Consider the following 21,930-nt stretch of genomic DNA (forward strand, 5'->3'; position numbering starts at 1 on the left):
AAAATGCTTAGTTTTTAATTCGTCTAAATTACGATTTTATTATACATCGATAATCAACCGTCCATTAACAAAACTGCCGCTATTCTAACGAACAGAGGCAGTTTTGTTAATTGATGTAAGTCCAATTTGGATAAAGAACCTCTACTTGATTCCTTTCCCCGTCGCAGCCCAATAAATCCCACCATATAAGTGATCCAGAAATGACTGGTCGGAATATACAAGTCCTATGTGGCCAAGACCGGTATAAAATGCGCGGCCACCATCATATTTGTGATACCATGACATCGGATGAAAATCGCCCATTCCTTTGCCTTCATTATCACCCCATTTTGTTTTTGGGTCGTAGGTTTTTTCGTCAAGTCCGATCAGGAATTTTAGATCGTTTGATTTGTATGGTTTTTGATATTCATACCATTCGTCAGTCCAAAGCATTCTTTTTGGAAAGCGTTCAAGTCCCGGAAAATTACTATCCACAACATCCAGATAAGCAGTCTGTTGTGAAGGGTGGATTTTGAACATCATACCCACCATTTTGGTATACCAAGGCCATTCATACTCTGTATCAGCAGCAGCGTGGATGCCCACCCAGCCTTTACCCGACTGAATGAATTTTTCAAAAGCAACCTGCTGCTCTTCATTCAGAATGTCGCCGGTAGTGTTGAGGAAAATAACGGCAGCGTAATCTTTTAGTTGCTTTTCGTTGAAAACGGAAGCATTTTCCTGCCAGTCCACAGTGAAATTATGTCTTGCCGCAATTTTTCTTACGCCATCAACACCTTCATGAATGGACTCGTGATGGAATCCTGCTGTTTTCGTAAATAGCAATACTTTGAACTGCTGAGCCTGGGCGGAAACTGCACCTGCGATGACAAGCAGAAGTACCAGTGATTTTTTTAGCATTGTGAATAAAAATTAGTATGGTTTAATATGTCCCGGAATCTGAATTTTTTAACCTGACCGTTTACACGTAACATAAAGACAGAATCTAGGCTGAATATACTTTTGTGTTCAGCCGTTTATATTTTCAATCTTCTGATTTGTTATATTTAAACGGACAAATTTTCCGGAACCAACAAATTAATACCAAATCGGAATGCTAAAAATCTGCCCTATTTTTTTAATAAAGACAGATTTATCGTTTTTGCTAATTTAGATGAAGCGTTTGCGGGCCAAATTCTTCAAAATGAATGGATTGCGCCTGAATTCCTTTGGCAATAAGTTCTGTATAATGTTTTGTAATAAAAGGTCCGGGGCCGCAGATATAGTATTCTGTATTTGGTGTTAACAATTCATCTCCTAAAATATTAAGGTCTACCCAGCCTTTATATTGATTTTCTGATTCGGATTCCTGATCGGTCTCGTTATAGAAAATATGCTTTTTTACTGCCTTTTTTTCACCAGACCAGTATTCAATTGTTTCCTTAAAAGCATGTGCTTTTTTATTCCGGCAGCCATGAATCCATGTAGCAGGTTTTTTGCTTCCGCTTTTGATCAGTTCTTCCAGCATACTGATCAATGGTGTCTGGCCAACCCCGCCGCTAATGAAAACCACAGGGTGATCATTGTCGGCGGTTAGTGTAAAACTTCCAGCCGGTGCAGTAACTTCCAGTATGTCGCCGATATTTACAAAATCATGCAAACGGTTGCTGATCAGCCCGTCAGGGTTCAGGTTAAGAGCGGTTTCCTTTTTTACTGAAATCCGGTAGTATAAACCATTGGGAGCACTTGAAATACTATATTGTCTTGGCTGAAGCAAATTTAATTCAGGGATAAAAAGACGGATGCTCAGATACTGACCCGGCGCAAAACCAGCCACCGGCCCCTGATCTGAGGGGTATAAATGGAAAGATGTAATTTCGGAGGATTCGATTACTTTTTCTTTGACAACAAAAGGTTTCCAACCACTCCAACCTCCTTTTATTTTGACTTTTTCACTATACAATCTATTTTCATGACCAGACATGATCTGCGCCAACTGGTTGTAAGCGACTTCCCATGCATCCAGAATTTCTGGTGTGGCGGCTTCTCCCAAAACTTCGCTGATGGATGCGATGAGATGTTTTCCAACGATAATATAATGCTCCGGCCGAATATCCAGGCTCACATGTTTTTGTCCGATCCCATGGACCGCCGGCATCAAAACAGCAGGATTTTCAATGTTCTCTGCATAAGCAAGAATCGCCATTGCGAGGGCAGTTTGCTGTCTGTTATTTTGCTGATTGCTCAGGTTAAATACGTTTTTCAGTTCAGGATTGTGAACAAACATCCGTTTGTAAAAATGGTCAGTTAGTAAAACACCATTTTCTTTTAAAACAGGCACAGTTGCCTTAATAATGTTTTTTTGATCTGTGGTAATCATATAAGTTAATTTAAAATTAAGTATCGAAATCGGCTTTTAAATATATTAACACCTTTTTATCTTTTATATATTTAATTCCATTTCTGATTTACGATGTAAAGGTAATGCATAAATTAAATAATAAAAGATGTTTTACTCTTTTATTATTTAATTTATTTTTCATAATCAAGCACACAATATTTAAAAAAAGAGTTTTATATCTTTTACTTGTTCGATATTAAGTATCTTTGTTCTATAAATAATGGAAAAATGGTTTTTTCAAAAACATGTGAGTATGCGATAAGGGCGGTGATTTTTATTGCTCAGAAATCCGAAAACGGTGATAAGGTTGGCATCAGGGAAATTGCTGCCGGGATAGATTCTCCTGTACATTTTATTGCCAAGATATTACAGGATCTCAGCAAACGAGGACTTGTACAATCTAATAAAGGCCCTAACGGTGGTTTCTATATTGATCAGAATTCCAAGAAAAAAACCTTGGCGGATATTGTCAGGGCGGTGGATGGAGATAATATTTTTGTAGGATGCGGACTGGGTCTTAAAAATTGTTCAGAAACCAAACCGTGCCCATTGCATAACGAATTTAAAATTATTCGCAATAAAATCCAGGCCACGTTGGAATCCGCTACGATTGTTGATTTTAATAAAAGTCTTAACCTTGGTTTGAGTTTTATCAAAGAGAGGTGAGGATTCAAAATAAAAACGATGGTCTTGTGAGCCTAACACAGCCTATTTTTTATTTGTATAAAATTTAATCAACTATCGCCAACTTTGCGGCTAGCCAGCTTGAAATCCGTACTAATTTCCCTGGTAGAAGAAGAAAGAATAACCGGGTCGGTCAGAAGTTTTTTCACTTCCTGGTGAATATCCTGCCAGCACGAAACTTTTTTGATATATCTTCCCAGATTTTGTCTGCAATTAATTCCCTGTTTTAGAAGCCAGTCATTGGTTTCATAGGAAAAAACAAGAATCGGTAATTCAGGTTTATTACGGATCACATATTGAATAAATGAAATTACGTCATCCTCTTGTTTATTTACTGAAACAATGAATAAATCATAGCCGTCTTTTTGTTCACTAGCCATGAAAAGCGACTTTTGGAAGACTTTACTAATGCTTTCAGCGGTCTCAATAGTGATGTGTTTGTTTTCTTTTTCTAACCGGTGTGCTATTCCAATCTTAAAAATGGAATCACTTTCAAAAATCAAAAGATTGTACATAACAAGCTTATGTTTGAGGGGTTTTTACAGGGTTTTCGCTTGTAACAAATATAAGGTTGCAAAAGTTAATTATGCCTATAAAGACTAAAATTAATTCTATGTTTTTAAATAAAAATCGGCTTTTTTAGACGATAGGGCGCCTTCTCATGAAAATTTATTCTACTTTATCATTGATCAGTTTTGCTTTGTGCCTTTATGTCAAAGCAAAGATGTTAAGCCATCATCGATCAAAATGGAAGCGATTTCGCCACTTACCGATTCTAGTTTTGACTTTCAGTATCTGGACCTGGTTTGTGTGGGTGAGTAACCTTAATTGATCAATAATTCTTTTGTTTCTTTTTACCCCAATTTTTTTTCATCCCGGAGTAGGCTTTTTTGCTTACCGTTTTCTTTGTTTTAGGTTTTGAAATTCCCTTTTTCTTCCGCGCGTTGATGTTATTGACAAGTGAATTTTTTACACCCAGTTTATTCCTTTTGGTGTTTCTACCCTTTTCTTTTGAAATCTTTTTCATGGTAATGAAATTTGGTTTTGTACCACAGTCAATTTTCATGCCTGAAAAAAACTTATACAAGGTGTGTAAGGCCTAAATCATATTTTTGTGAAATAGGGAAGCGAAATTCATTTTCTGATAAATGTATTTCGAGCCGCCCGTCCGACGGCTTTTTCCGCCGTCGACGGGTATTAAAAAGCGATGATTACAACCAAAATATAAATAACTAAAATACCAAACCATGAAAATAGACTGACTTGACTATTTGGCTTTAACGGCAACAGATTTTTATAGCCATTGAATAAACCATTCAGAAGCCAGTTTTAAATGCTGAGGAAGAAAACGGTGCGGCTCATCAGGAGACACGTTGATTTTTAATTTTTCAGTTGCATTTTTTAATTGATAAGAATCCCGTGCAGATTTGAAAGCAATTTCAGCACCTGGCAAAGGACAATTCTGATCTTCTGCATTACTTAACAAAAGCAGTGGCCGTGGTGCAAAAAGACGGATCATGGAAGGGCAATCAAATTCATCCAGAATGCCTGGCAGTATTTTATGCCAGAGTTCTGCCACATTTTTAGCATTCACAACCGTATCTCCGAGATCTTTTGCTGCTTTTTCATGCGCAGCCCAAATGGTTCCGGCGCGTCCCTGCCAGCGATTATTTTCCAACGACCATTTGAAACTTTGTGCGGCAATTATAGGCACGGCTACTTTTATTCTCTTATCAACAGAAGCAGCCATCCAGGTCTGGATACCGCCCATGGAAATTCCTGTCATTCCAATTCTTGTGGAGTCAACGTCACTTCTGGTGATCAGATAATCTGTGAGTTTCCAGAGATCATAAACGGTATCATAGAAAAATGGATAAGTCTGCTTTTTTGGATCATTATTTTCCCAGGCTGCCATAATAGCATCCGTATAACGCTGGTTATTTTTGTTATTAATTCCTGCTCTTTCGCCATGAAAACGGGCGTCAATAGCCATTGCCATAAAACCCAGTTTTGAGAAGTGGTATAATAAATCTTTTATATCCTTATCATCCTTACTTCCGCCAGTACCATGCAGGATGATAATAACGGGCAGTTTTTTGAGCTTAGAAGAAACAGGTTTATTAATCAGAAATGGCACTTTTTCTGTTTTCTCAGAATAGAAGTATCCGTTTTCTATCAATACAGAATCAGTAATTGAAGTGACTGAATAATGGCTAATTGTTGTGGCTGGCCTTGCCAACAAAGTCCTGAAATCCAGCTCGACTTTACATTCCGGAACATATACCGGCGCCTGCCCGTATAAAAGGTTTAACTGAAATACCAGAAGCAGGCTTATAAACAAAAGAACCTGTTTCGTATGAAAGCCGGATTTTACAAACATGATTTTTAGCCAATTTTTGTAGCACTCGCATATAGAGTACCGGAGGTAAGTATAATCTAATTTGGAATAAATATTACGTAGAAGTATATCTACGAAATCTTAAATTTAATGCTACAAACAATTTTCTGGACTGATATTACATTTGGCAATAGGATGAATCAAAAACATTTTAGAATGAGCTTTGAATTTTTCCACGTATTACACACACACTTGTTCAATTATCATTAAATATGCCACCCTCTTCACATTTCAAACATACACTATTACGTAGTTAATAAAGGTATTACTTTCTGCTTTGTTATCAGTTTTTGACCTGGCAGATTTTTTTAATCATTATCTCATGTTTATTATAAACGGTTAAGGAAACATTTTTAAAATAGTAAACAGCTGTATTACAACATTTTTCTGAAATTAGGGACCCGAATCTTATAAATGCCCTCCTGACTTAGGAGGGCATAATCTGAAATAAGAAGGGTAAACAGTTATTTTAAAAACCTTACCATACGCTGACAAATCTTTTAATTATAAAGCGTAGTCACATTTTTTGCTGTGCGTTGCAAGTCAGTTTTTGTCAAGAAATAGCGTTGGCGGCTACATATTTTTATTGAGAGGGATATTAGATATGTGCATAGAGCCATGAAGCTGCGGAAACAGGTACTTTATATTGTGTTTCAAAAGTAAGCTGGAAAAACAAATTATACCGTAGCAATACTTTGATTTTTTTGTAGTAAAAATTTTGTAATTGCTTAAACTGTTAAGTTAAAAAGAATAGCGCTCTAAAACAACGGATGATCCGGTAAATAAAAATGCCCTCGGTTTTTTATGAGGCACTTAAATGTATTTAAGTTTGAGGATTAACAAAACGAGCAGGATACCTCGGGTATCCTGCTCGTTTTGTTAATTTTTTGGTAAATTCAAAAGATTAATATTGTCGGCTACTTTTTCAATGATATAAAAATCTTTCCGGCAGCCTTTTCGATAATATGTATTTTGTTGATATTCTATTTCTTACCGTACAAATTAAAAAGCCTCAATATCTTTTCATAAATCTCTGTATTTTCATATACCCCTCTAAAATCCATAGAATGCGGGCCATAGGCAAAAACCGGGACCATGACAGAAGTATGATCATTGGTGCTAAAATGTCCGTCCACATATCCTTTTTTCAAATCGCCGTCGAGTAAAGTCATACCGCCCGTTTCGTGATCTGCTGTAACGATAACAAGGGTTTCACCGTTACTATCCGCAAAACGCATCGCTTCTCCGATCAATTGATCAAAATCCAGCATTTCGGTTACTACATATGGCACTTTATTGGCGTGTCCGCCGTAATCGATCTGGGCTCCTTCAGCCATAATGAAAAATCCTTTTTTATTTTTTACAAGCGATTCCTGCGTTTTTTTAAAAGCCTCTGCCAGGAAATTACCACGCCCATTTAGTATTGAAACGGTTTTAGCGTCATTTAAAAGTACAAACGGAGTTTTTAACGTATTTAAATCCTGCCACTGATTTGAATATTGAATCCCTTTTAACTGGAGTGAATCGGAAATCTTTTCTTTATTGAAAAGTGCTGATCCGCCTCCGATCAAAATATCGACGGGTGATTTCAGGTAATCGTGAGCAATCAAAGCTTCCATGCTTCTGTCGGACCGATGTGCAAAAAAGGCAGCAGGAGTTGCATCAACAATATTCCCGGCAGATATCAGGCCTGTTTTGATACCAAGAGGTTTAATTTTGTCCGGTAAGTTAAGAAGCGGAATATTGTTTGTGTCTACCCCAATAGCTCTGTTTCTGGCTTTTTTTCCGGTAGCCATCGCCGTAGCTCCGGCGGCAGAATCAGTAATGTAACTATCTGCGGCATTGGTTTTGGAAAAGCCGATATTCAAAAACCTGGTAAGGTTTAGTTCCCCTCGATTGGCCGTTACGCCAGAATAAATCTGCGCCAATCCCATGCCGTCACCTATCAATAAAATTATATTTCTGACTTTTGATTCTTTGTCATTATTACGATACGTAGGCTGGTAAACTGGCTGAATGTTTTGGGCGGTATATTCTGCATCGGGACGGTTTCTCAGATAAGGGCCCAGTTCTTCTACCTTATCAGTATTAAGATAATCAAGCCCCATGTTCATAAGCATTTTCCAGGCGTTGACATTATCCGGAGTGGCCCAAAAACGCACTTTTTTACCTTTTTCATGTACCTTCTTGATTACAGCTTCAATGGCATTTTTATCACTTTTAACCAAAATTCCTTTTCCATTCCAGTGCGTATATTTTGTAAAATCCTGACTGATTAAACCTATTTTTTCAAGCTGTCCTTTGGTATACTGAATGTCCGGTCTGCCGTCGAAAAACAGGTAATCAGGGTATTGTTCAAATTCCTCAGGAGAAGGTACTTCACCGCTCAAAACAATTTTAACAGTTCCTTTTGGATAAAAAATATTGGTATGTGGTTTCAATTCTTTTATCAGGGCCGCGATGGTTTCCTTGCCTGGTGTTTTTAAATCGATTAGTAACTGCAAACTAAGATTCTTGTCAGGATATATACTTCCTTTATTCTTTTCAATCTGATCAAGGATCGGTTTTAAATAGAGCGCGTTGAAAGTATTTTTCGAGGTAATATATTTTTGATCGTGCGCTACAAAAATACTGTCGTTTTTCAGGAAGATATCGGCCTCAATAGAACCGAATTGCTGATAGTAAGCACGCAGGAAAGGAATGTTCTGTGCGTAGTCGTTGTGTGAATGTGCCTGTGCAGCGGTGTATTTAACCGGACTTTGTGCATCAACCGTATTAACAAAAAGAAAAGCGGAAAGGAAAGCAGGGATGATAAACTTCATAAATGGCAAGGACGTTCTGTATGAACGAAAATTAAATAAATATTAGTTTGGAATAAAAGTAGTGTGCGAAGTAAATTACCCTTATTGTAATTATAAAAATAATTGAAAAAAAATAATCAGGTAGGTTAAATGTTCCTTCAAATGTTGTCTCAAAATCCGGAGCGCCTTTGTAATATGTTGTTCGACAGTTTTTTCAGAAATAATTAATTCGGCGGCAATTTCACGGTTGGACAGTCCCTGACGGCTTCTGATGAAGACTTCCCGGCATTTGGTAGGTAACATTTCCAGTGCCCGTTCATATTTATTTTGCAAATCAGCAGTAAGAATTGTCTGGTCTGTCAGGTCGGAAATGGCGGATGCCTGGATTTCCCATTGATTGTAATGGTGTTTTCGGGTAAATTCTTTTCTGTAAAAATTGATAACAGATTTTTTTGCTACTGCAAACAAAAATGGACGGCACGCCTGTATCTGATTTTTCTGACGCTGCTGCCAGATATTTACAAATAATTCCTGGACAATTTCCTGTGCAGAAAACTGATCCCCAACTTTGGAAAAGACATAATTGAACAAAACTTTGAAATACCGTTCATAAAGCTCTTCAAACGCAAGTTCGTCGTCCTGACCAATCAGCTCGAGAATATTTTCATCAGAATAGGTAATGTACAGCTGGCTCATAAGTTTCAACGCCTCAATCTTTTCAGATTAAAGTAAGAAATTTTTAACAAAAATCAGTCTAAATTTGCTCATTCCCTTTACTTGAAAGTTAAGTAATCCGGTTGTCTTTTATTTTTTGATAATAATAAGTTAATAAACTTTAAAATGTCGTAGAGTTTAGTACTAAGCTTGTGAGAATTTGTATTTTGCCCACCTAATCTGTCAGAAGTAATACGCTTAAATTTTTATGTATAGGTACCCCGTCACTTCGCGCATTTTGCTTGCTATTGATTGTATCGTTTTCGGTTTTGACGGAAAAGATATAAAATTACTTCTTGTGAAACGAAATCTTGAACCGGAAAAGGGGAAATGGTCGCTGATGGGTGGATTTCTAAGAGAAGAAGAAGATCTGGAAGTAGGGGCGGCAAGAATTATATTTGATCTTACGGGATTGAACAATATATATGTCGAACAGCTTGAAACATTTGGTAAAGTAAACCGTGATCCGGCGGAGAGAACTGTTTCAGTCGTTTTTTTTGCTTTAATACAAATTGAAGAGCATGATTCCGAAGCCGTAAAAAATCATAATGCTTCATGGATAAGTCTTGATCAACGTCCAGGGCTAATTTTTGACCATGACGAAATGGTTAGCCAGGCTATTGAACATCTACGTTATAAGGCTGCATTGCACCCGATCGGATTTGAACTCTTACCCGAACTTTTTACAATTCCTCAATTACAGAAATTGTACGAAGCCATTTATAATACACCACTGGACAGACGAAATTTTAGTAGAAAATTGCTATCAACGGGCTTACTTATTGATACTGGGAGTAAAAACAACAATTCTGCTACAAAAAAGGCAACATTGTATAAACTGGATACGATCCGGTACAAGGAGAAATTTCATGCATTTTGGAATTTTATGCCGGATTCGATGAAGCCAGTTAAGCTATAACATTGCTTTAAAATCCTGATTAAACAATAATATTTTTTTCACTATTTCAATTGTGTCATATATACACTAAAAATAAATTTTATTATATTTACAAGCTGATTAATCACAATTGCAAAATGGATTATGATATTGTTGGTATGCGGACCCTGTATGATCGTCAGCTTTTGTAATCATTTATTTCCCGAATTTGTCCGGAATTTATAAGTATACGGTCTTATACCCTATGAAAAACAAGTACGTAATAGGCATTGATTATGGTACCGATTCGGTTCGGGCGCTGATCGTAAATGCGAATACAGGAGAAACAGCTGGGACTGCTGTGCATGAATATAAAAGATGGAAAGAAGGGAAATATTGTGATCCATCCATTTCGCGTTTCAGGCAACATCCATTGGATTATCTTGAAGGTCTGGAATCCTGCGTGACCGGCGCCTTAAAAAATGCGGGTGCTGATGTTCGTGAAAATATTACGGGAATTTCTATTGACACAACCGGGTCCACTCCTGTGGCTGTGGATAGAAACGGAACTCCGCTGGCACTTCTGCCCGAATTTGCGGACAATCCGAACGGAATGTTTATCCTTTGGAAAGATCATACCGCGAACGCAGAAGCAGAGGAGATAAATCAGCTTGCGCATCATTGGGATACAGATTATACAAAATACGTTGGCGGAATTTATTCATCCGAATGGTTCTGGGCAAAAATATTAAAAACGCTTCGGATTGATGAAAAGGTAAGGGAATCCGCATTTTCATGGGTAGAACATTGTGACTGGATTTCAGCGGAACTGACTGGTATTACCAATCCATTGACCATGCTCAGATCTCGTTGTGCAGCAGGTCACAAAGCGTTATGGCATAATGAATTTGACGGGCTCCCTTCTGAGGAATTTTTTGTCGCGCTGGATCCGCTTTTAGCCGGAATACGTGATCGTCTTTTTTCAAAAACAGACACTTCTGACAAACCTATGGGAACTATTTCGGCTCAATGGGCTGAGAAACTGGGTATCCCCTCAGATGTAATCATAGGAGTCGGGGCATTTGATTGTCACATGGGTGCTGTGGGAGCATTAATAGAGCCTTATGCGCTTTGCAAAGTGATCGGAACATCAACCTGTGATATGCTGGTCGCTCCAAATGAAGAAATCGGCCATTTGTTGATACAGGGGATTTGCGGTCAGGTTGATGGCTCAATAGTGCCTGGTATGTTGGGTATGGAAGCCGGTCAGTCGGGTTTTGGAGATATTTATGCATGGTTTGCCAAACTGATTGTTACACCGGTCTCTGAGATTTTGGGAGAAAATGCCGCCAAAGAACTTTCTGAAAAACTGCTGCCGCATTTATCGGCACAAGCCGCACTTTTGCCTGTCACTGAAAATGATGTTGTTGCCATAGATTGGCTCAACGGGCGGCGCACTCCTGATGCAAATCACACTTTGAAAGGAGCCATTTTCGGGCTTAACCTTGCCAGTGACGGGGCGAGGATCTTTAAAGCACTTGTTGAATCAACAGCGTTTGGTTCCAAGAGTATAGCCGATCGTTTTATCAGAGAAGGAGTACCGATCCGAGAAGTTATCGCTATTGGCGGCGTGGCAAAAAAATCAGGTTTTGTGATGCAAACGCTTGCTGATGTCATGAATATGCCTATTAAAGTTGCATCGTCGGATCAGGCCTGCGCGCTTGGAGCGGCAATGTTCGCTGCGGTCGCATCCGGAATTCATCAAACACTTCCAGAGGCTCAGCAGGCTATGAACTCAGGATTTGATAAAGAATATCATCCAAGGCCTGAAATGGTGCAGATTTATGAAAAACTGTACCAACGCTATCTAAAAGCAGGGGAATTCGTAGAATTTGGTACAAGGGAGAATAAGTTTGAAGATTTGAAAGTAGTTTAATACAGCAATAATTATCCAAAATATTTTAGACAGTCAGCCACAATGTTGGATTTAAAGCAATTTGAAATATGGTTTGTTACCGGTAGCCAGGATTTATATGGGGACGAAACGCTTCGCAAGGTGGATGAACATTCCCAAATAATAAGCAATTTTTTTGATAAAAATTCTGAAATACCAGTTCGTGTTGTTTTTAAGCCTGTTGTAAAATCTCCGGAAGAAATATACCGTATTTGTCAGGATGCCAATATTTCAGAAAGTTGCGTTGGTATTGTAGCCTGGATGCATACTTTCTCTCCTGCTAAAATGTGGATTCGTGGTTTGCAGATTTTACAAAAACCGTTGCTCCATCTTCATACGCAGTTTAACCGCGATATTCCATGGAAAGATATTGATATGGATTTTATGAACCTGAACCAGTCAGCTCATGGTGATCGTGAATTTGGTTATATTATGACACGGATGCGGATAAACCGAAAGGTAATCGTTGGGCATTGGCAGCAAAAGGATGTGATTGATGGTCTTGCATCATGGGCAAGGGTTGCTGCTGCCAAAAATGACTTGAACGGGGCTAGATTTGCGCGCTTTGGGGATAATATGCGCCAGGTAGCCGTAACGGATGGTGATAAAGTTGCCGCTGAGATGACATTTGGATTCTCGGTGAATACCTATGCCGTCGGTGATCTGGTAAAAGTAATTAACCAGGTTTCTGACGAGGCGGTTGATAAATTAATTACCGAGTATCTGGAACAATACCAACTGGCTACATCTCTGCATAAAGGGAAAGAAAAATATACGGCCTTACAAGATGCTGCCAGAATAGAGCTGGGATTGAAATATTTTCTAAAAGATGGGAATTTTAAAGGATATACCAATACTTTCGAAGATCTATACGGAATGAAGCAGTTGCCGGGCATTGGTTCACAACGTATGATGGCGGCTGGTTACGGTTATGCGGGTGAGGGCGACTGGAAAACTTCGGCGATGGTTCGTGCGCTCAAAGTCATGGGAAGTGGTTTACCGGGAGGGAATTCATTTATGGAAGATTATACCTATCATTTCAATCCGGATAGAAATCTGGTTTTGGGCTCCCACATGCTTGAAATTTGTCCTACCATTGCAGCTGGCAAGCCTTCCTGTGAAATCCATCCTCTGGGAATAGGAGGCAAAGAAGATCCGGTTCGGTTGGTTTTCAATGCTCCTGCCGGTCCTGCAATCAATGTATCACTTATTGATATGGGCAACAGGTTTCGATTGCTTGTGAATGAAGTAGAAGCCGTTGCAGTTGAAGAGGATTTACCAAAACTTCCCGTAGCGCGTGCGCTCTGGAAACCGGCTCCTGATATGAAAACCGGTTGCGCAGCCTGGATTTATGCCGGTGGTGCGCATCACACGGTTTTTAGTCAAAATATTGGCACGGAACAAATCGAAATGTTTGCAGAAATGGTAGGCGTTGAACTGGTCGTTATTGATAAAAATACAACACTACGTCAGTTGAAAAATGAATTGAGATGGAGCGAAGCTTACTATAAGTGACACGGCATAATACAATTTTTTCCGTATGTTAATATTGAAATCAACTGGTAAAGTACTCGGTTTTTTCCGTGTTTTAGATTAATAAAATGGTATATAAATATTTAAAAGAAGAGGTTTACGAAGCCAACATGGAAATTCCGAAGGAAGAGCTGGCTATTGTTACTTTTGGAAATGTAAGCGGAATTGACCGTGCAGCGGGTGTTATTGCCATCAAACCAAGCGGTGTACCTTATCGTAAGTTAAAGATTGATGACATAGTAATCGTTGATCTTGATAATGTTCTGGTGGAAGGAAATATGCGTCCATCGTCTGATACTAAAACGCATACTTTGCTGTACAGGAATTTCCCATCCATTGGTGGTGTTTGTCATACGCACTCAACCTATGCAGTAGCCTGGGCGCAGGCGGGAATGTCTATACCGAATCTTGGCACCACCCATGCTGATCATTTAGTCGCACCGGTTCCAGTTACCGAAGTAATGACAGATCTTATGATTCAAGGAGATTATGAACATGAAACTGGCAACCAAATTCTTGATCTGTTTAATCAGTTGGGCCTAAGTCCGGAAGAAGTTGAAATGGTATTGGTTGCTTGCCATGGACCTTTTACATGGGGTAAGGATCCTGGAAAAGCGGTTTATAACGCAGTAGTTTTAGAAGAAATTGCAAAAATGGCCTATTTAACTTTGCAAATTAACCCAAATGTAGCATCAATAAAACAAAGCCTGATCGATAAACACTTTTTCAGAAAACACGGGAAAGATGCTTATTACGGGCAAAGTAATTATTAATGGTTAAGGGTTAATTGTTAATGTGTGGAAAGCGGAGCCTGTTTATAGACAAGAATTAACAGATAATGGATGGCTAGGTGGGAATACCAAAAGATGATACCCCAAAGCTGATTTCGAAGAAATAGAGTTCTAATGACTTGTAATTAACCATTAACCATTAATAACTATTTTTTGCCTGATTTCTTAGCCAGTTCTCTCATTTGCTGAAATGCTTCCTGGCGTGTCATACGTTTCTCGCTTGACTTAGCTGCCTCAATTGAATCTTTATCAAAACGACCTTTAAAAAAATTAAGCAGTGCAATAATCATAATCTTGTTGTTAAATAATACTTTTACGCAAAACCAGAGAATGAAGAACCTCGTCTCAAAGCTAAATAAAGAAATCGATTTATTCTACTGGCAGCAGAAGCTTATCCAGAGATCTTTCAGGAAAAATGAATGTATTATATCTATACCGTTTGATTGTGTTCTTTAAGTAAATTGTCTTCGAGAATTTTTTTTAATTTTCCGCCTGGAACAAAATCTCCGTCAATCCACCTAACAAAGTTTTTGGAATGAGATTTGTATATTTCTATAGACAAAGGTTTAATTCCGCTAAATTCCACTTCTTTTACATATTCGTCGTGTAGTCTTTTAATTTCACGCAGGGTGTTACTGTCTGTTTTCATTTCCTGGGGTAGGCTGTTTAGGTCTGAGTTAAATAATTATTAACTTTAATAAAAACATACCTAAAATGTAACCAAATTTGGTAATATAAAAACAATTATATAGAAACTGTATATTGTTAAAAAAAAATCAACATTAGAAAACCTTTGATCCGTTTTTTTCTGTCAGCAGACTGATACTTAATTTGTTGCAGACCTTTTTATTTTCTGAGTAGCGATATCCTTTATCGAAGCTGACATCTTAAAATAACAAAAGGAATATAATTCTTCAATCAGGATGTCAGAATAGTTTTTAGCACACCAATTTCTAAGGGTTTTGATAACAAATCAATAATAGAAATGCTGGCTTTGGCTTTGTCGATATCCCGCGTATCGATGGTAGACGATAACATGTATATACGGATTTTATCCTTAATCTGTTCGGGAAGCAGATCAAACTCGTCAATAAATTCAAATCCATTCATGCCCGGCATTTGCAAATCCAGTAAAATGACGGTTTGGGGAATTGTTTCACCCTCTTTTGACAAATATTCAAGAGCATCCTGCGCGGAATTGAATGGTAGTACCGAATTGCCGATACCACTTTTAATTATTAGTTTTTCATAAATAAATAAATCAAAGGCGCTATCATCAATTAAGATAAAATCAAATTGAGCAGTCATAATTTCTATTTATTTATTGAAGGAATTTCTATTTCAAAAATACTCCCTTCGCCCAAAGTTGATGTTACCTTGATTTTTCCTTCCAGCTTAGTAATCGCCTCATGCACAATATAAAGACCTATTCCAGAGCCACTATTGCTTGCCCCGGCACGATAAAACATTTTAAATATTTTTTCAAGGTCATCTTCTTTTATTCCCAGACCATTGTCTTCAAAAGTAATTAAAGTACCGGCCGGTGTAGCGCGAATACTCAGTTTTATAAACGATTTCTCCTTTTTAGGATCCTGGAATTTTACAGCGTTGGTAATAAGGTTATTAAATATGATTCTCATCTTCATTACATCCGACTCAAAAACACCGGTTTGTGTAATGTTTGTGATCATTTCGATATTTTCAAATTCAGGCAGGTATTTAATAGCTTCGGTAACATCATAAACAAGTTCTTCGAAATTAATCGGAGCCATGGTGGCAACACCTCGGGCATTCTTGTAATAATCTATGATGTTGATAATAAAGGTGTCCAGTTTTTTTATGGATTGCTTGATCAGATCCAGATATTCATTTTGAGACTCGACATTCTCCTCCATCAATGCCAGATTAACAATGCCCAAAACAGACATCAATGGGGCACGCAGATCATGAGAAGCACTATAAACAAATTTATCGAGCTCTTCGTAAGCTTTTTCCAGATCAAGATTTCTCTGTTTTAATTCAGCCCGGGTATTAAAAATCTCAAATGCATGGGCTATTGCATTTTCTACATACGTATAATCCCATGGTTTATCAATAAACCTGAAAACTTCTCCTTTGTTAATAGCATCAATTGCCGCGCTGATATCCGTATGTCCGGTGATTAAAATCCTGATCGGCTCGGGAAACCGTACTCTTATTTTTTCAAAAAACTGTGTTCCGGTCATGCCCGGCATTCTTTGATCGGCCAGTACTACATGGAAATTATTCTGTTCCATAAACTCCTCAGCCTCAACTGCTGATGTAGTTGTGGTGATGTTGTACTGTTTACGGAATGAGGCCTTAAACGACTGCAGATTATGTTCTTCATCGTCTATATATAGTATGCGTATCAGTTTGTCATTCATTGATTCAGGTTAGGCTAATTTTTTAGTTATTGGGAGCGTAATCACAAATTCTGTTCCTTGGTCGACTTCTGAAATTACTTCAATTGTGCCGTAATGTACTTCAATAATTTTAAAAACGATAGATAAACCTAAACCAGTACCTTCACCTACATCTTTGGTAGTGAAAAAAGGGTTATAAATTTTTGATTTTACTTCGGGACTCATGCCGGAGCCGTTATCTTTTATGGAAATTGTTACATGCTCACTGTCTTTCATAAAAGTTGTAACCCATATGGTAGGCTTCCTGTTTGTCAGGTTACCTTTTTGAACGGCATAAATTGAATTGGTAAGTATATTCATAAATACCTGATTCATTTTTCCGCCATAACACTCCACGTTTGGAATACTTCCCAGATTTTTGTTGAGTTCAAGATTTGTTCCCATCTGATAATTAAGAATTACCAGTGTAGATTCAATTCCTTCGTTTAAATTAACAAAGTTCAGGTCTGACTCATCTACTCTTGAGAATATTTTCAGGCCCTTAACAATTTCTACGGTTCGTCTTGCGCCATCTTCCATACCGGTGAGCAGCATCCCGATTTCCGTTTTAATATAGTCCAGATCAAGTTCTTGTTTCAGCTTTTCAATTTGATTTAATTTGGTATGAACGCCTTCCAATGAATCAATTTGTTGCATCTCATCAAATTCTGTAAGTATTTCCAATACATCATCAATATCTCTTCTTAATGGACGAATATTAGAACTTACAAAATTAATAGGGTTGTTGATCTCATGAGCAATCCCCGCCGTGAGCTGTCCGAGAGATGCCATTTTTTCAGACTCGATCAATTGTGATTGGGCATCTTTGAGTTTGTTAAGCGTATCTTCTAGATCCTTATTCGTCAGTGTTAACTCTATCGTTCTTTCCGCAACTTTCTTTTCAAGTGATATATTTTGTTCCCGGATAATTTTTTCATTTTCCAGAGAGATCCTGAGAGCCTGCTCTTGTGAAAGCTCCTGTTCTTTTTTCAATATATTAATTTTGTCAGCGAGGGCAAATGAAAGCAGGATAACTTCTATAACGGTTCCGACCTGCATGCTATAATTCGTAAAATCATTATACGGCAACATATTGAGATTGCGCACAATGTATAGTATAAGTCCGACCAGGAATACCAGCCACGCAGTCAGGAAAAATTTAGCTGGTCGGTAATTTTCAAAGAAGGAAAGTCTCGCTGCCGTGATCAGCGTAACGATGGCACCAGAAAGGGCCATAATGTCAATAATCCGGAAACTTATCAGGTCAAATCCAAGAACCCGGGTAATCAGTGCTAGCAAATAACCGAAACTTACAATGGTAAGCATATGATGCAAAATCGGAGACTTGACACTGGTATGCAGGAATTTTTTAATAAATAAAATCGTAAAGATTCCGGCAAGGGCGGGAAACATCACATAAGCAAGATTGTTAAATGCTGGCGTATCCGGCCAAAGATATTTGTAGGTATAACCTGTTAATGTAAGTTGTGTTAACCCAATAAAAAGAATGTAAAGTACATAATACAAGTAACTTTCTTCTTTTACTGAAAAGTAAATAAACAGATTATACAGGATCATCACCAACAGAATGCCAATTTGAATACCGGCAAGTATCTCTTCATTCAAAGAATCCTGATAGAACTCTTTTGGTGAATTGATAATAAGGGGTAGTATAAGCTGCTCAGAAGCCAGAATTTTAAGGTAAAATGTTTTTGTTTGTCCTTGTGGTACTCTTAACTCAAAAACTAGATTAGGATCATTTATTTTTCTCTGTCTGAATGGAAGATTTTCGGAATTACTTTGCAATAACTTTCTGGTTTCACCGGAATATAAATCGCAAAGATCGATCATCGGAGATGCCAGTTCTAGCAGGATATTTTCTTCGCTTGTATAATTCCTGATTTTCAACTTTATCCAGAATGCAGATTTACTTAAACCTAAGTTTGGAATTTCTACATCGCTTTTTACAAACAGAGAGGTATCAAGTTCGGATAAAGTTTTTTTGTTTCTTTCATCTTCATAGATATCAATGAATTTTCCGATCACTATTTTTTTTCCATAAAAGTCTATAGCCTCTCCATAGCTCCTGGCAAACGGAAATAGTATAGTAAAGAAAAGTAGTAATTTTAACGATTTCATCGCAGATAATTATTTTTTGACAAAGGACTGAAAATGATCACTTCTGTTTTCTAAATATTAAGGTAAAGCGGATTTATTTTTGTCTCGTAAAAAATATTCATCTCGCCTTTTGGACCTGTTTCAAGGGTATGTTGAAGAGGGTTTAAGCGCAAATCATTAATTCTTTCCCGTTCCTCATCATTTGCAAAAGGCAGATTATCAATATCCTTAATTAACAAAGCTGTTGCTATGAGGCCTTCTTTGGGATAATAAAAAGTACCATTTTTACCAAGATCCCGTACAATCTCAAAACCGACCCGTGTACAATTCCTGAGCGTTGCCGGTGAGCATAGAGCCATGAGATATTTTACTCCGATCTGAGAGGAAATTGCTACTCCTATCCGACCAAGAAATATACTGCCGATGCCGTAACCTGCCACTTCCTTTGAATTGAACAAGCCACAAAATTCTGCAATTTTGATTTCTCCTAACTTGTCTACATAGGAGTATATTGAATCATCAATTTTTGCAATCGCGTCCTCCATAGGCATTTTTAAATTTACCGACCGGACCTGTATTCTTCCCCCACCATATATTTTTGTGCCATCTTCCGATTCCACAATGATCATATAAGTATTGGGATCATGCAACCAGATATGGTTCGCAGACGTTACTTGTTTTACTCCGTAGGATTCGAGTACTTTTCTATGTCCGTCTATGTATCGAAGGTTATTTTCAATATCTTCCGGTGCACTGTATGCTCTGATTCTCGCTATCATTTGTTGGTCTTGTCACCTGCAAAAAATGTATCGTGTAAGTGTAATCTCAATGATTTGACGGTAGGCGCTTCAGCTTTTGCAATCTTAAACATAAATACTTCCGCCATATCATCTTTCAGGGGCACCAGTTTTAAAAACTTCTGGCGAAGTTCATGCAGCTTTTCACTTTCCTTCTGATCAACTCCGGCGTTTTGGCCATGTACAATCCTTGGGAAAAGATAAAAAGGAGATATGAGCGGATGAATAGCATAACCAAGAAGTTCAGCTTTCAACCACAGGCGTTCCAGTGAAATACCACCGTTGAAGAAGTTTTCAGCATTGTATTCAGGAAGTGTGATAATCCCAAGAGCAGATGCAGATTCAATCAATTTGCGGCTAACGTCTATCAGTGCATGCCCGCCATCGATTTGTTTCAACACGCGGGCAATTTTGTGATCTTTAATCAGCGACATAGCCGCTAGTTGCGCAGGGCTCATTCCAAGTGTCTGAACGTCTATTCCATCGGCCGATTTCTCTGCTTCTTCTTTTGTCCATTTCATTTCCCTGAACACAAAATCTTTATGTCCCTCTTCATTTAGCAGTCGGATCCGGTCGCATCCTCCGATGATTTCGGCGATCTGGCGCATTTGCTCTTTGTCCCGGATTATCAATAATTCGGCTCCATCAACACTTTCTGCTGCCTCGGTGAGTAATTTAAGTTCTGTCTCTGGAATTTCAACAGGCTGAGAAGGATTCCGATTAGTAGTACGGTCATATATTACGTGGACAGATTCAGGAGAAAAAACTTTTTCAAATCCATCTTCTTTAGTCTGACTGAATTCAATAACCGCAACAAGCTGAGAAGAACTGCCGATGGGATATAGATTTTTCTTTATAAAAAGGCCGGCTTCGTTACTTTTAAGAATCAGATTTTCAAATGCTGCCCCAAAGGAAAGATTGGAGGCTATATTGTCAAAGTTTCCGAATGAATAAGCTCTATGCTCATCATGGAATAGAAATAGTTTTCCGTTTTGATAAAGCCATTTCCATGGCTGGTCATTTCCTGTAGAAGGTGCTTGGCAGGCGGCCTTTACAAGCTTTTCAATTGTCTTTAAATCAGGTATATACTTGGCGGGTTGATCGTCGAACCGGGAAGCCATCTCTTTGGAAGTAGTTATGTCAAATGGCGGAAACGGGTTACTAAACGTAGGATTGTCGTTAACATTTTTATTGCTGATCAATCCTTCTGAATCCACATAATAACGGCCGGAATCGTGAAATTGATTTAAAAGAATCCGGCGAACAACATCCGTTGTTACGCCCGCCCCAAGAGTAACGGCGCTCGCAAGCTGAGGCCAAGTTCCGATGGATTGTCCAACCTCAAGCAAAGAAACTCTTCCCCGAAGCGAGCTATTTTTTGCATCAACAATCCGGATAATTAGCGGTACTTTTTCTTCGTTGGTAAGATTTTTTAGTTTGGAAGGGTCAATATTTCCAATCAGTCCATGGAAAATTGGACGATCGGGTTCAAGATCGAACCTCTCAACATCCAGCATTCCTTTGTCGCTGGTTTCCATGACAACGGGAATTCCATGTTTTTTTGCTTCGTTCCTACATAATACCTTGATATCAAGCTCATCACATTCCTCCAATAGAAGATTTAGATTTCCGTTATCGGTAAGAAATCCTGAGATATTTTCTTCAGTAATTCCATCAAGATAACATTCTACTTTAATGAAAGGATCGATTTCAGCAATTTCACGAGCTGTGATAATCGCTTTATTTATGCCAATATTATGCAAACCGGTTTTGATCCGGTTCATATTACTCAGTTCGAGCGTATCAAAATCAGCAAGTTTTATATGTCCGCAAATACGTTCAGTAGCTAGGGTTAACGCAACGGCATTACCAACCGATAGCCCAACAATACCAATTTTTTTATTAAAAAGGGCATTTTGTTCACCTGTGGTAATTTTGTGTTTATTTCTGCTTGTCCGTACTTCAATAAACTCGTCTTCTTCAAGAATGTGTAGAATTCTTTTTGCCCAGGGATAATATACCCAAACTCCTTCTTCATCAGGGACTTTATTCTTTATCCAGTCTTCAAATAAATATTGGCAATCAGCAGCGTTTACCCTTTTTTGAGGACTTCTTATTTTGTAAAGCTCTCCTTTTTGAGATCGAAATAAATCAAGAATTGTAATGTTTGTATCAGAAATAATCTCGTTAAATTTTTCTTTGTCGGCACTCTGGGTAAGTTTAAAAATGACTGGCAAAAAAATTTGAGCGAACTCTATTTTATCCATTGTCCTGGCGTTGAGTTGTTAGTATAATCAGGATTCATCCAAATTTTGTTTCAATTTTACAATCTATTTATAATTCACTAAGAAAGATAATAATTGATAACTTATCTCACTTAATTATCTTCAGCATATTAGTTAAATGAGATTGGTCTGATAAAATTAAGAAAATGAAGTCCAAATATTTTTCAAATTGTTA

At 38.0% G+C, this 21,930-nt stretch carries 19 protein-coding genes; 5 read left to right on the plus strand and 14 right to left on the minus strand.

The genetic code is table 11. From position 1 onward, the window contains the following. Positions 1-141 precede the first annotated feature (141 nt). Both FZF08_RS22255 and hmpA read right to left on the minus strand, forming a co-directional pair. Positions 142-900 (minus strand): ThuA domain-containing protein, encoded by a 759-nt coding sequence (locus tag FZF08_RS22255; RefSeq protein ID WP_159473565.1) that lies wholly within the window; start codon positions 898-900, stop codon positions 142-144. A gap of 244 nt (positions 901-1,144) precedes the next feature. Next, positions 1,145-2,359: an NO-inducible flavohemoprotein gene (gene hmpA / locus FZF08_RS22260; protein ID WP_229216649.1), complete on the minus strand. Its 1,215-nt coding sequence runs from the start codon at positions 2,357-2,359 to the stop codon at positions 1,145-1,147. A gap of 249 nt (positions 2,360-2,608) precedes the next feature. Here hmpA and FZF08_RS22265 point away from each other — a divergent pair, with 249 nt between their 5' ends. Beyond that, positions 2,609-3,046 (plus strand): Rrf2 family transcriptional regulator, encoded by a 438-nt coding sequence (locus tag FZF08_RS22265; RefSeq protein ID WP_159473568.1) that lies wholly within the window; start codon positions 2,609-2,611, stop codon positions 3,044-3,046. A gap of 68 nt (positions 3,047-3,114) precedes the next feature. On the opposite strand, the gene FZF08_RS22270 is transcribed toward FZF08_RS22265, so the two are convergent. The 5 genes from FZF08_RS22270 to FZF08_RS22290 form a co-directional block, all read right to left on the minus strand. Continuing rightward, entirely contained in the window at positions 3,115-3,579 is a 465-nt protein-coding gene (locus tag FZF08_RS22270) for a hypothetical protein (RefSeq protein ID WP_159473571.1), read from the minus strand. Between the two features lie 317 nt (positions 3,580-3,896). Beyond that, a complete protein-coding gene (locus FZF08_RS22275; protein ID WP_159473574.1) occupies positions 3,897-4,091 on the minus strand; it encodes a hypothetical protein in 195 nt (64 codons plus the stop codon). 267 nt (positions 4,092-4,358) lie between these two features. Next, positions 4,359-5,444, minus strand: a complete 1,086-nt coding sequence (locus FZF08_RS22280; protein WP_159473577.1) for a S9 family peptidase — start codon at positions 5,442-5,444, stop codon at positions 4,359-4,361. Positions 5,445-6,445: 1,001 nt separating this feature from the next. After that, on the minus strand, positions 6,446-8,284 hold the full coding sequence (locus tag FZF08_RS22285) for an alkaline phosphatase (RefSeq protein ID WP_159473580.1): 1,839 nt from the start codon (positions 8,282-8,284) through the stop codon (positions 6,446-6,448). Positions 8,285-8,374: 90 nt separating this feature from the next. Further along, a complete protein-coding gene (locus FZF08_RS22290; protein WP_159473583.1) occupies positions 8,375-8,959 on the minus strand; it encodes an RNA polymerase sigma factor in 585 nt (194 codons plus the stop codon). A gap of 226 nt (positions 8,960-9,185) precedes the next feature. Here FZF08_RS22290 and FZF08_RS22295 point away from each other — a divergent pair, with 226 nt between their 5' ends. From FZF08_RS22295 to FZF08_RS22310, 4 genes are all read left to right on the plus strand, one after another. Then, positions 9,186-9,896: an NrtR DNA-binding winged helix domain-containing protein gene (locus FZF08_RS22295; protein WP_159473585.1), complete on the plus strand. Its 711-nt coding sequence runs from the start codon at positions 9,186-9,188 to the stop codon at positions 9,894-9,896. A gap of 223 nt (positions 9,897-10,119) precedes the next feature. Next, positions 10,120-11,790, plus strand: coding sequence for a ribulokinase (locus tag FZF08_RS22300; protein WP_159473588.1), 1,671 nt, complete (start codon positions 10,120-10,122; stop codon positions 11,788-11,790). Between the two features lie 42 nt (positions 11,791-11,832). Beyond that, on the plus strand, positions 11,833-13,323 hold the full coding sequence (araA, locus tag FZF08_RS22305; RefSeq protein WP_159473591.1) for an L-arabinose isomerase: 1,491 nt from the start codon (positions 11,833-11,835) through the stop codon (positions 13,321-13,323). Between the two features lie 86 nt (positions 13,324-13,409). Next, the gene (locus FZF08_RS22310) at positions 13,410-14,114 is read left to right on the plus strand and encodes an L-ribulose-5-phosphate 4-epimerase (protein WP_159473593.1); all 705 of its coding nucleotides are present in this window, start codon (positions 13,410-13,412) and stop codon (positions 14,112-14,114) included. A 164-nt stretch (positions 14,115-14,278) separates the two neighbouring features. Here FZF08_RS22310 and FZF08_RS31605 read toward each other — a convergent pair whose 3' ends face one another. The 7 genes from FZF08_RS31605 to FZF08_RS22340 all read right to left on the minus strand — a co-directional run bounded on the left by FZF08_RS31605 (position 14,279) and on the right by FZF08_RS22340 (position 21,737). Then, positions 14,279-14,422: a hypothetical protein gene (locus FZF08_RS31605; RefSeq protein WP_200837152.1), complete on the minus strand. Its 144-nt coding sequence runs from the start codon at positions 14,420-14,422 to the stop codon at positions 14,279-14,281. A gap of 140 nt (positions 14,423-14,562) precedes the next feature. Next, complete coding sequence (locus tag FZF08_RS22315) at positions 14,563-14,781, minus strand: hypothetical protein (RefSeq protein ID WP_159473596.1); 219 nt, start codon at positions 14,779-14,781, stop codon at positions 14,563-14,565. A gap of 269 nt (positions 14,782-15,050) precedes the next feature. Next, a complete protein-coding gene (locus FZF08_RS22320) occupies positions 15,051-15,440 on the minus strand; it encodes a two-component system response regulator (RefSeq protein ID WP_159473599.1) in 390 nt (129 codons plus the stop codon). A 5-nt stretch (positions 15,441-15,445) separates the two neighbouring features. Further along, entirely contained in the window at positions 15,446-16,537 is a 1,092-nt protein-coding gene (locus FZF08_RS22325) for a hybrid sensor histidine kinase/response regulator (protein ID WP_159473602.1), read from the minus strand. A 9-nt stretch (positions 16,538-16,546) separates the two neighbouring features. Continuing rightward, positions 16,547-18,694: a 7TM diverse intracellular signaling domain-containing protein gene (locus tag FZF08_RS22330; protein ID WP_159473605.1), complete on the minus strand. Its 2,148-nt coding sequence runs from the start codon at positions 18,692-18,694 to the stop codon at positions 16,547-16,549. Between the two features lie 50 nt (positions 18,695-18,744). After that, positions 18,745-19,452 carry a hypothetical protein gene (locus FZF08_RS22335; protein WP_159473608.1) on the minus strand — a complete coding sequence of 236 codons (708 nt, stop codon included), beginning with the start codon at positions 19,450-19,452 and terminating at the stop codon, positions 18,745-18,747. Further along, positions 19,449-21,737, minus strand: coding sequence for an Rv1355c family protein (locus tag FZF08_RS22340; RefSeq protein ID WP_159473611.1), 2,289 nt, complete (start codon positions 21,735-21,737; stop codon positions 19,449-19,451). The genes FZF08_RS22335 and FZF08_RS22340 overlap by 4 nt, the downstream gene beginning before the upstream one ends. Positions 21,738-21,930 lie beyond the last annotated feature (193 nt).

The organism is Dyadobacter sp. 3J3, from assembly GCF_009801115.1.
Lineage (GTDB): Bacteria > Bacteroidota > Bacteroidia > Cytophagales > Spirosomataceae > Dyadobacter.

Excerpts from the sequence above, each read along its gene's own strand:
- FZF08_RS22255 (WP_159473565.1), bottom strand. The coding sequence starts at position 900 with ATGCTAAAAAAATCACTGGTACTTCTGCTTGTCATCGCAGGTGCAGTT.
- hmpA (WP_229216649.1), bottom strand. The coding sequence starts at position 2,359 with ATGATTACCACAGATCAAAAAAACATTATTAAGGCAACTGTGCCTGTT.
- FZF08_RS22265 (WP_159473568.1), top strand. The coding sequence starts at position 2,609 with ATGGTTTTTTCAAAAACATGTGAGTATGCGATAAGGGCGGTGATTTTT.
- FZF08_RS22270 (WP_159473571.1), bottom strand. The coding sequence starts at position 3,579 with ATGTACAATCTTTTGATTTTTGAAAGTGATTCCATTTTTAAGATTGGA.
- FZF08_RS22275 (WP_159473574.1), bottom strand. The coding sequence starts at position 4,091 with ATGAAAAAGATTTCAAAAGAAAAGGGTAGAAACACCAAAAGGAATAAA.
- FZF08_RS22280 (WP_159473577.1), bottom strand. The coding sequence starts at position 5,444 with ATGTTTGTAAAATCCGGCTTTCATACGAAACAGGTTCTTTTGTTTATA.
- FZF08_RS22285 (WP_159473580.1), bottom strand. The coding sequence starts at position 8,284 with ATGAAGTTTATCATCCCTGCTTTCCTTTCCGCTTTTCTTTTTGTTAAT.
- FZF08_RS22290 (WP_159473583.1), bottom strand. The coding sequence starts at position 8,959 with ATGAGCCAGCTGTACATTACCTATTCTGATGAAAATATTCTCGAGCTG.
- FZF08_RS22295 (WP_159473585.1), top strand. The coding sequence starts at position 9,186 with ATGTATAGGTACCCCGTCACTTCGCGCATTTTGCTTGCTATTGATTGT.
- FZF08_RS22300 (WP_159473588.1), top strand. The coding sequence starts at position 10,120 with ATGAAAAACAAGTACGTAATAGGCATTGATTATGGTACCGATTCGGTT.
- araA (WP_159473591.1), top strand. The coding sequence starts at position 11,833 with ATGTTGGATTTAAAGCAATTTGAAATATGGTTTGTTACCGGTAGCCAG.
- FZF08_RS22310 (WP_159473593.1), top strand. The coding sequence starts at position 13,410 with ATGGTATATAAATATTTAAAAGAAGAGGTTTACGAAGCCAACATGGAA.
- FZF08_RS31605 (WP_200837152.1), bottom strand. The coding sequence starts at position 14,422 with ATGATTATTGCACTGCTTAATTTTTTTAAAGGTCGTTTTGATAAAGAT.
- FZF08_RS22315 (WP_159473596.1), bottom strand. The coding sequence starts at position 14,781 with ATGAAAACAGACAGTAACACCCTGCGTGAAATTAAAAGACTACACGAC.
- FZF08_RS22320 (WP_159473599.1), bottom strand. The coding sequence starts at position 15,440 with ATGACTGCTCAATTTGATTTTATCTTAATTGATGATAGCGCCTTTGAT.
- FZF08_RS22325 (WP_159473602.1), bottom strand. The coding sequence starts at position 16,537 with ATGAATGACAAACTGATACGCATACTATATATAGACGATGAAGAACAT.
- FZF08_RS22330 (WP_159473605.1), bottom strand. The coding sequence starts at position 18,694 with ATGAAATCGTTAAAATTACTACTTTTCTTTACTATACTATTTCCGTTT.
- FZF08_RS22335 (WP_159473608.1), bottom strand. The coding sequence starts at position 19,452 with ATGATAGCGAGAATCAGAGCATACAGTGCACCGGAAGATATTGAAAAT.
- FZF08_RS22340 (WP_159473611.1), bottom strand. The coding sequence starts at position 21,737 with ATGGATAAAATAGAGTTCGCTCAAATTTTTTTGCCAGTCATTTTTAAA.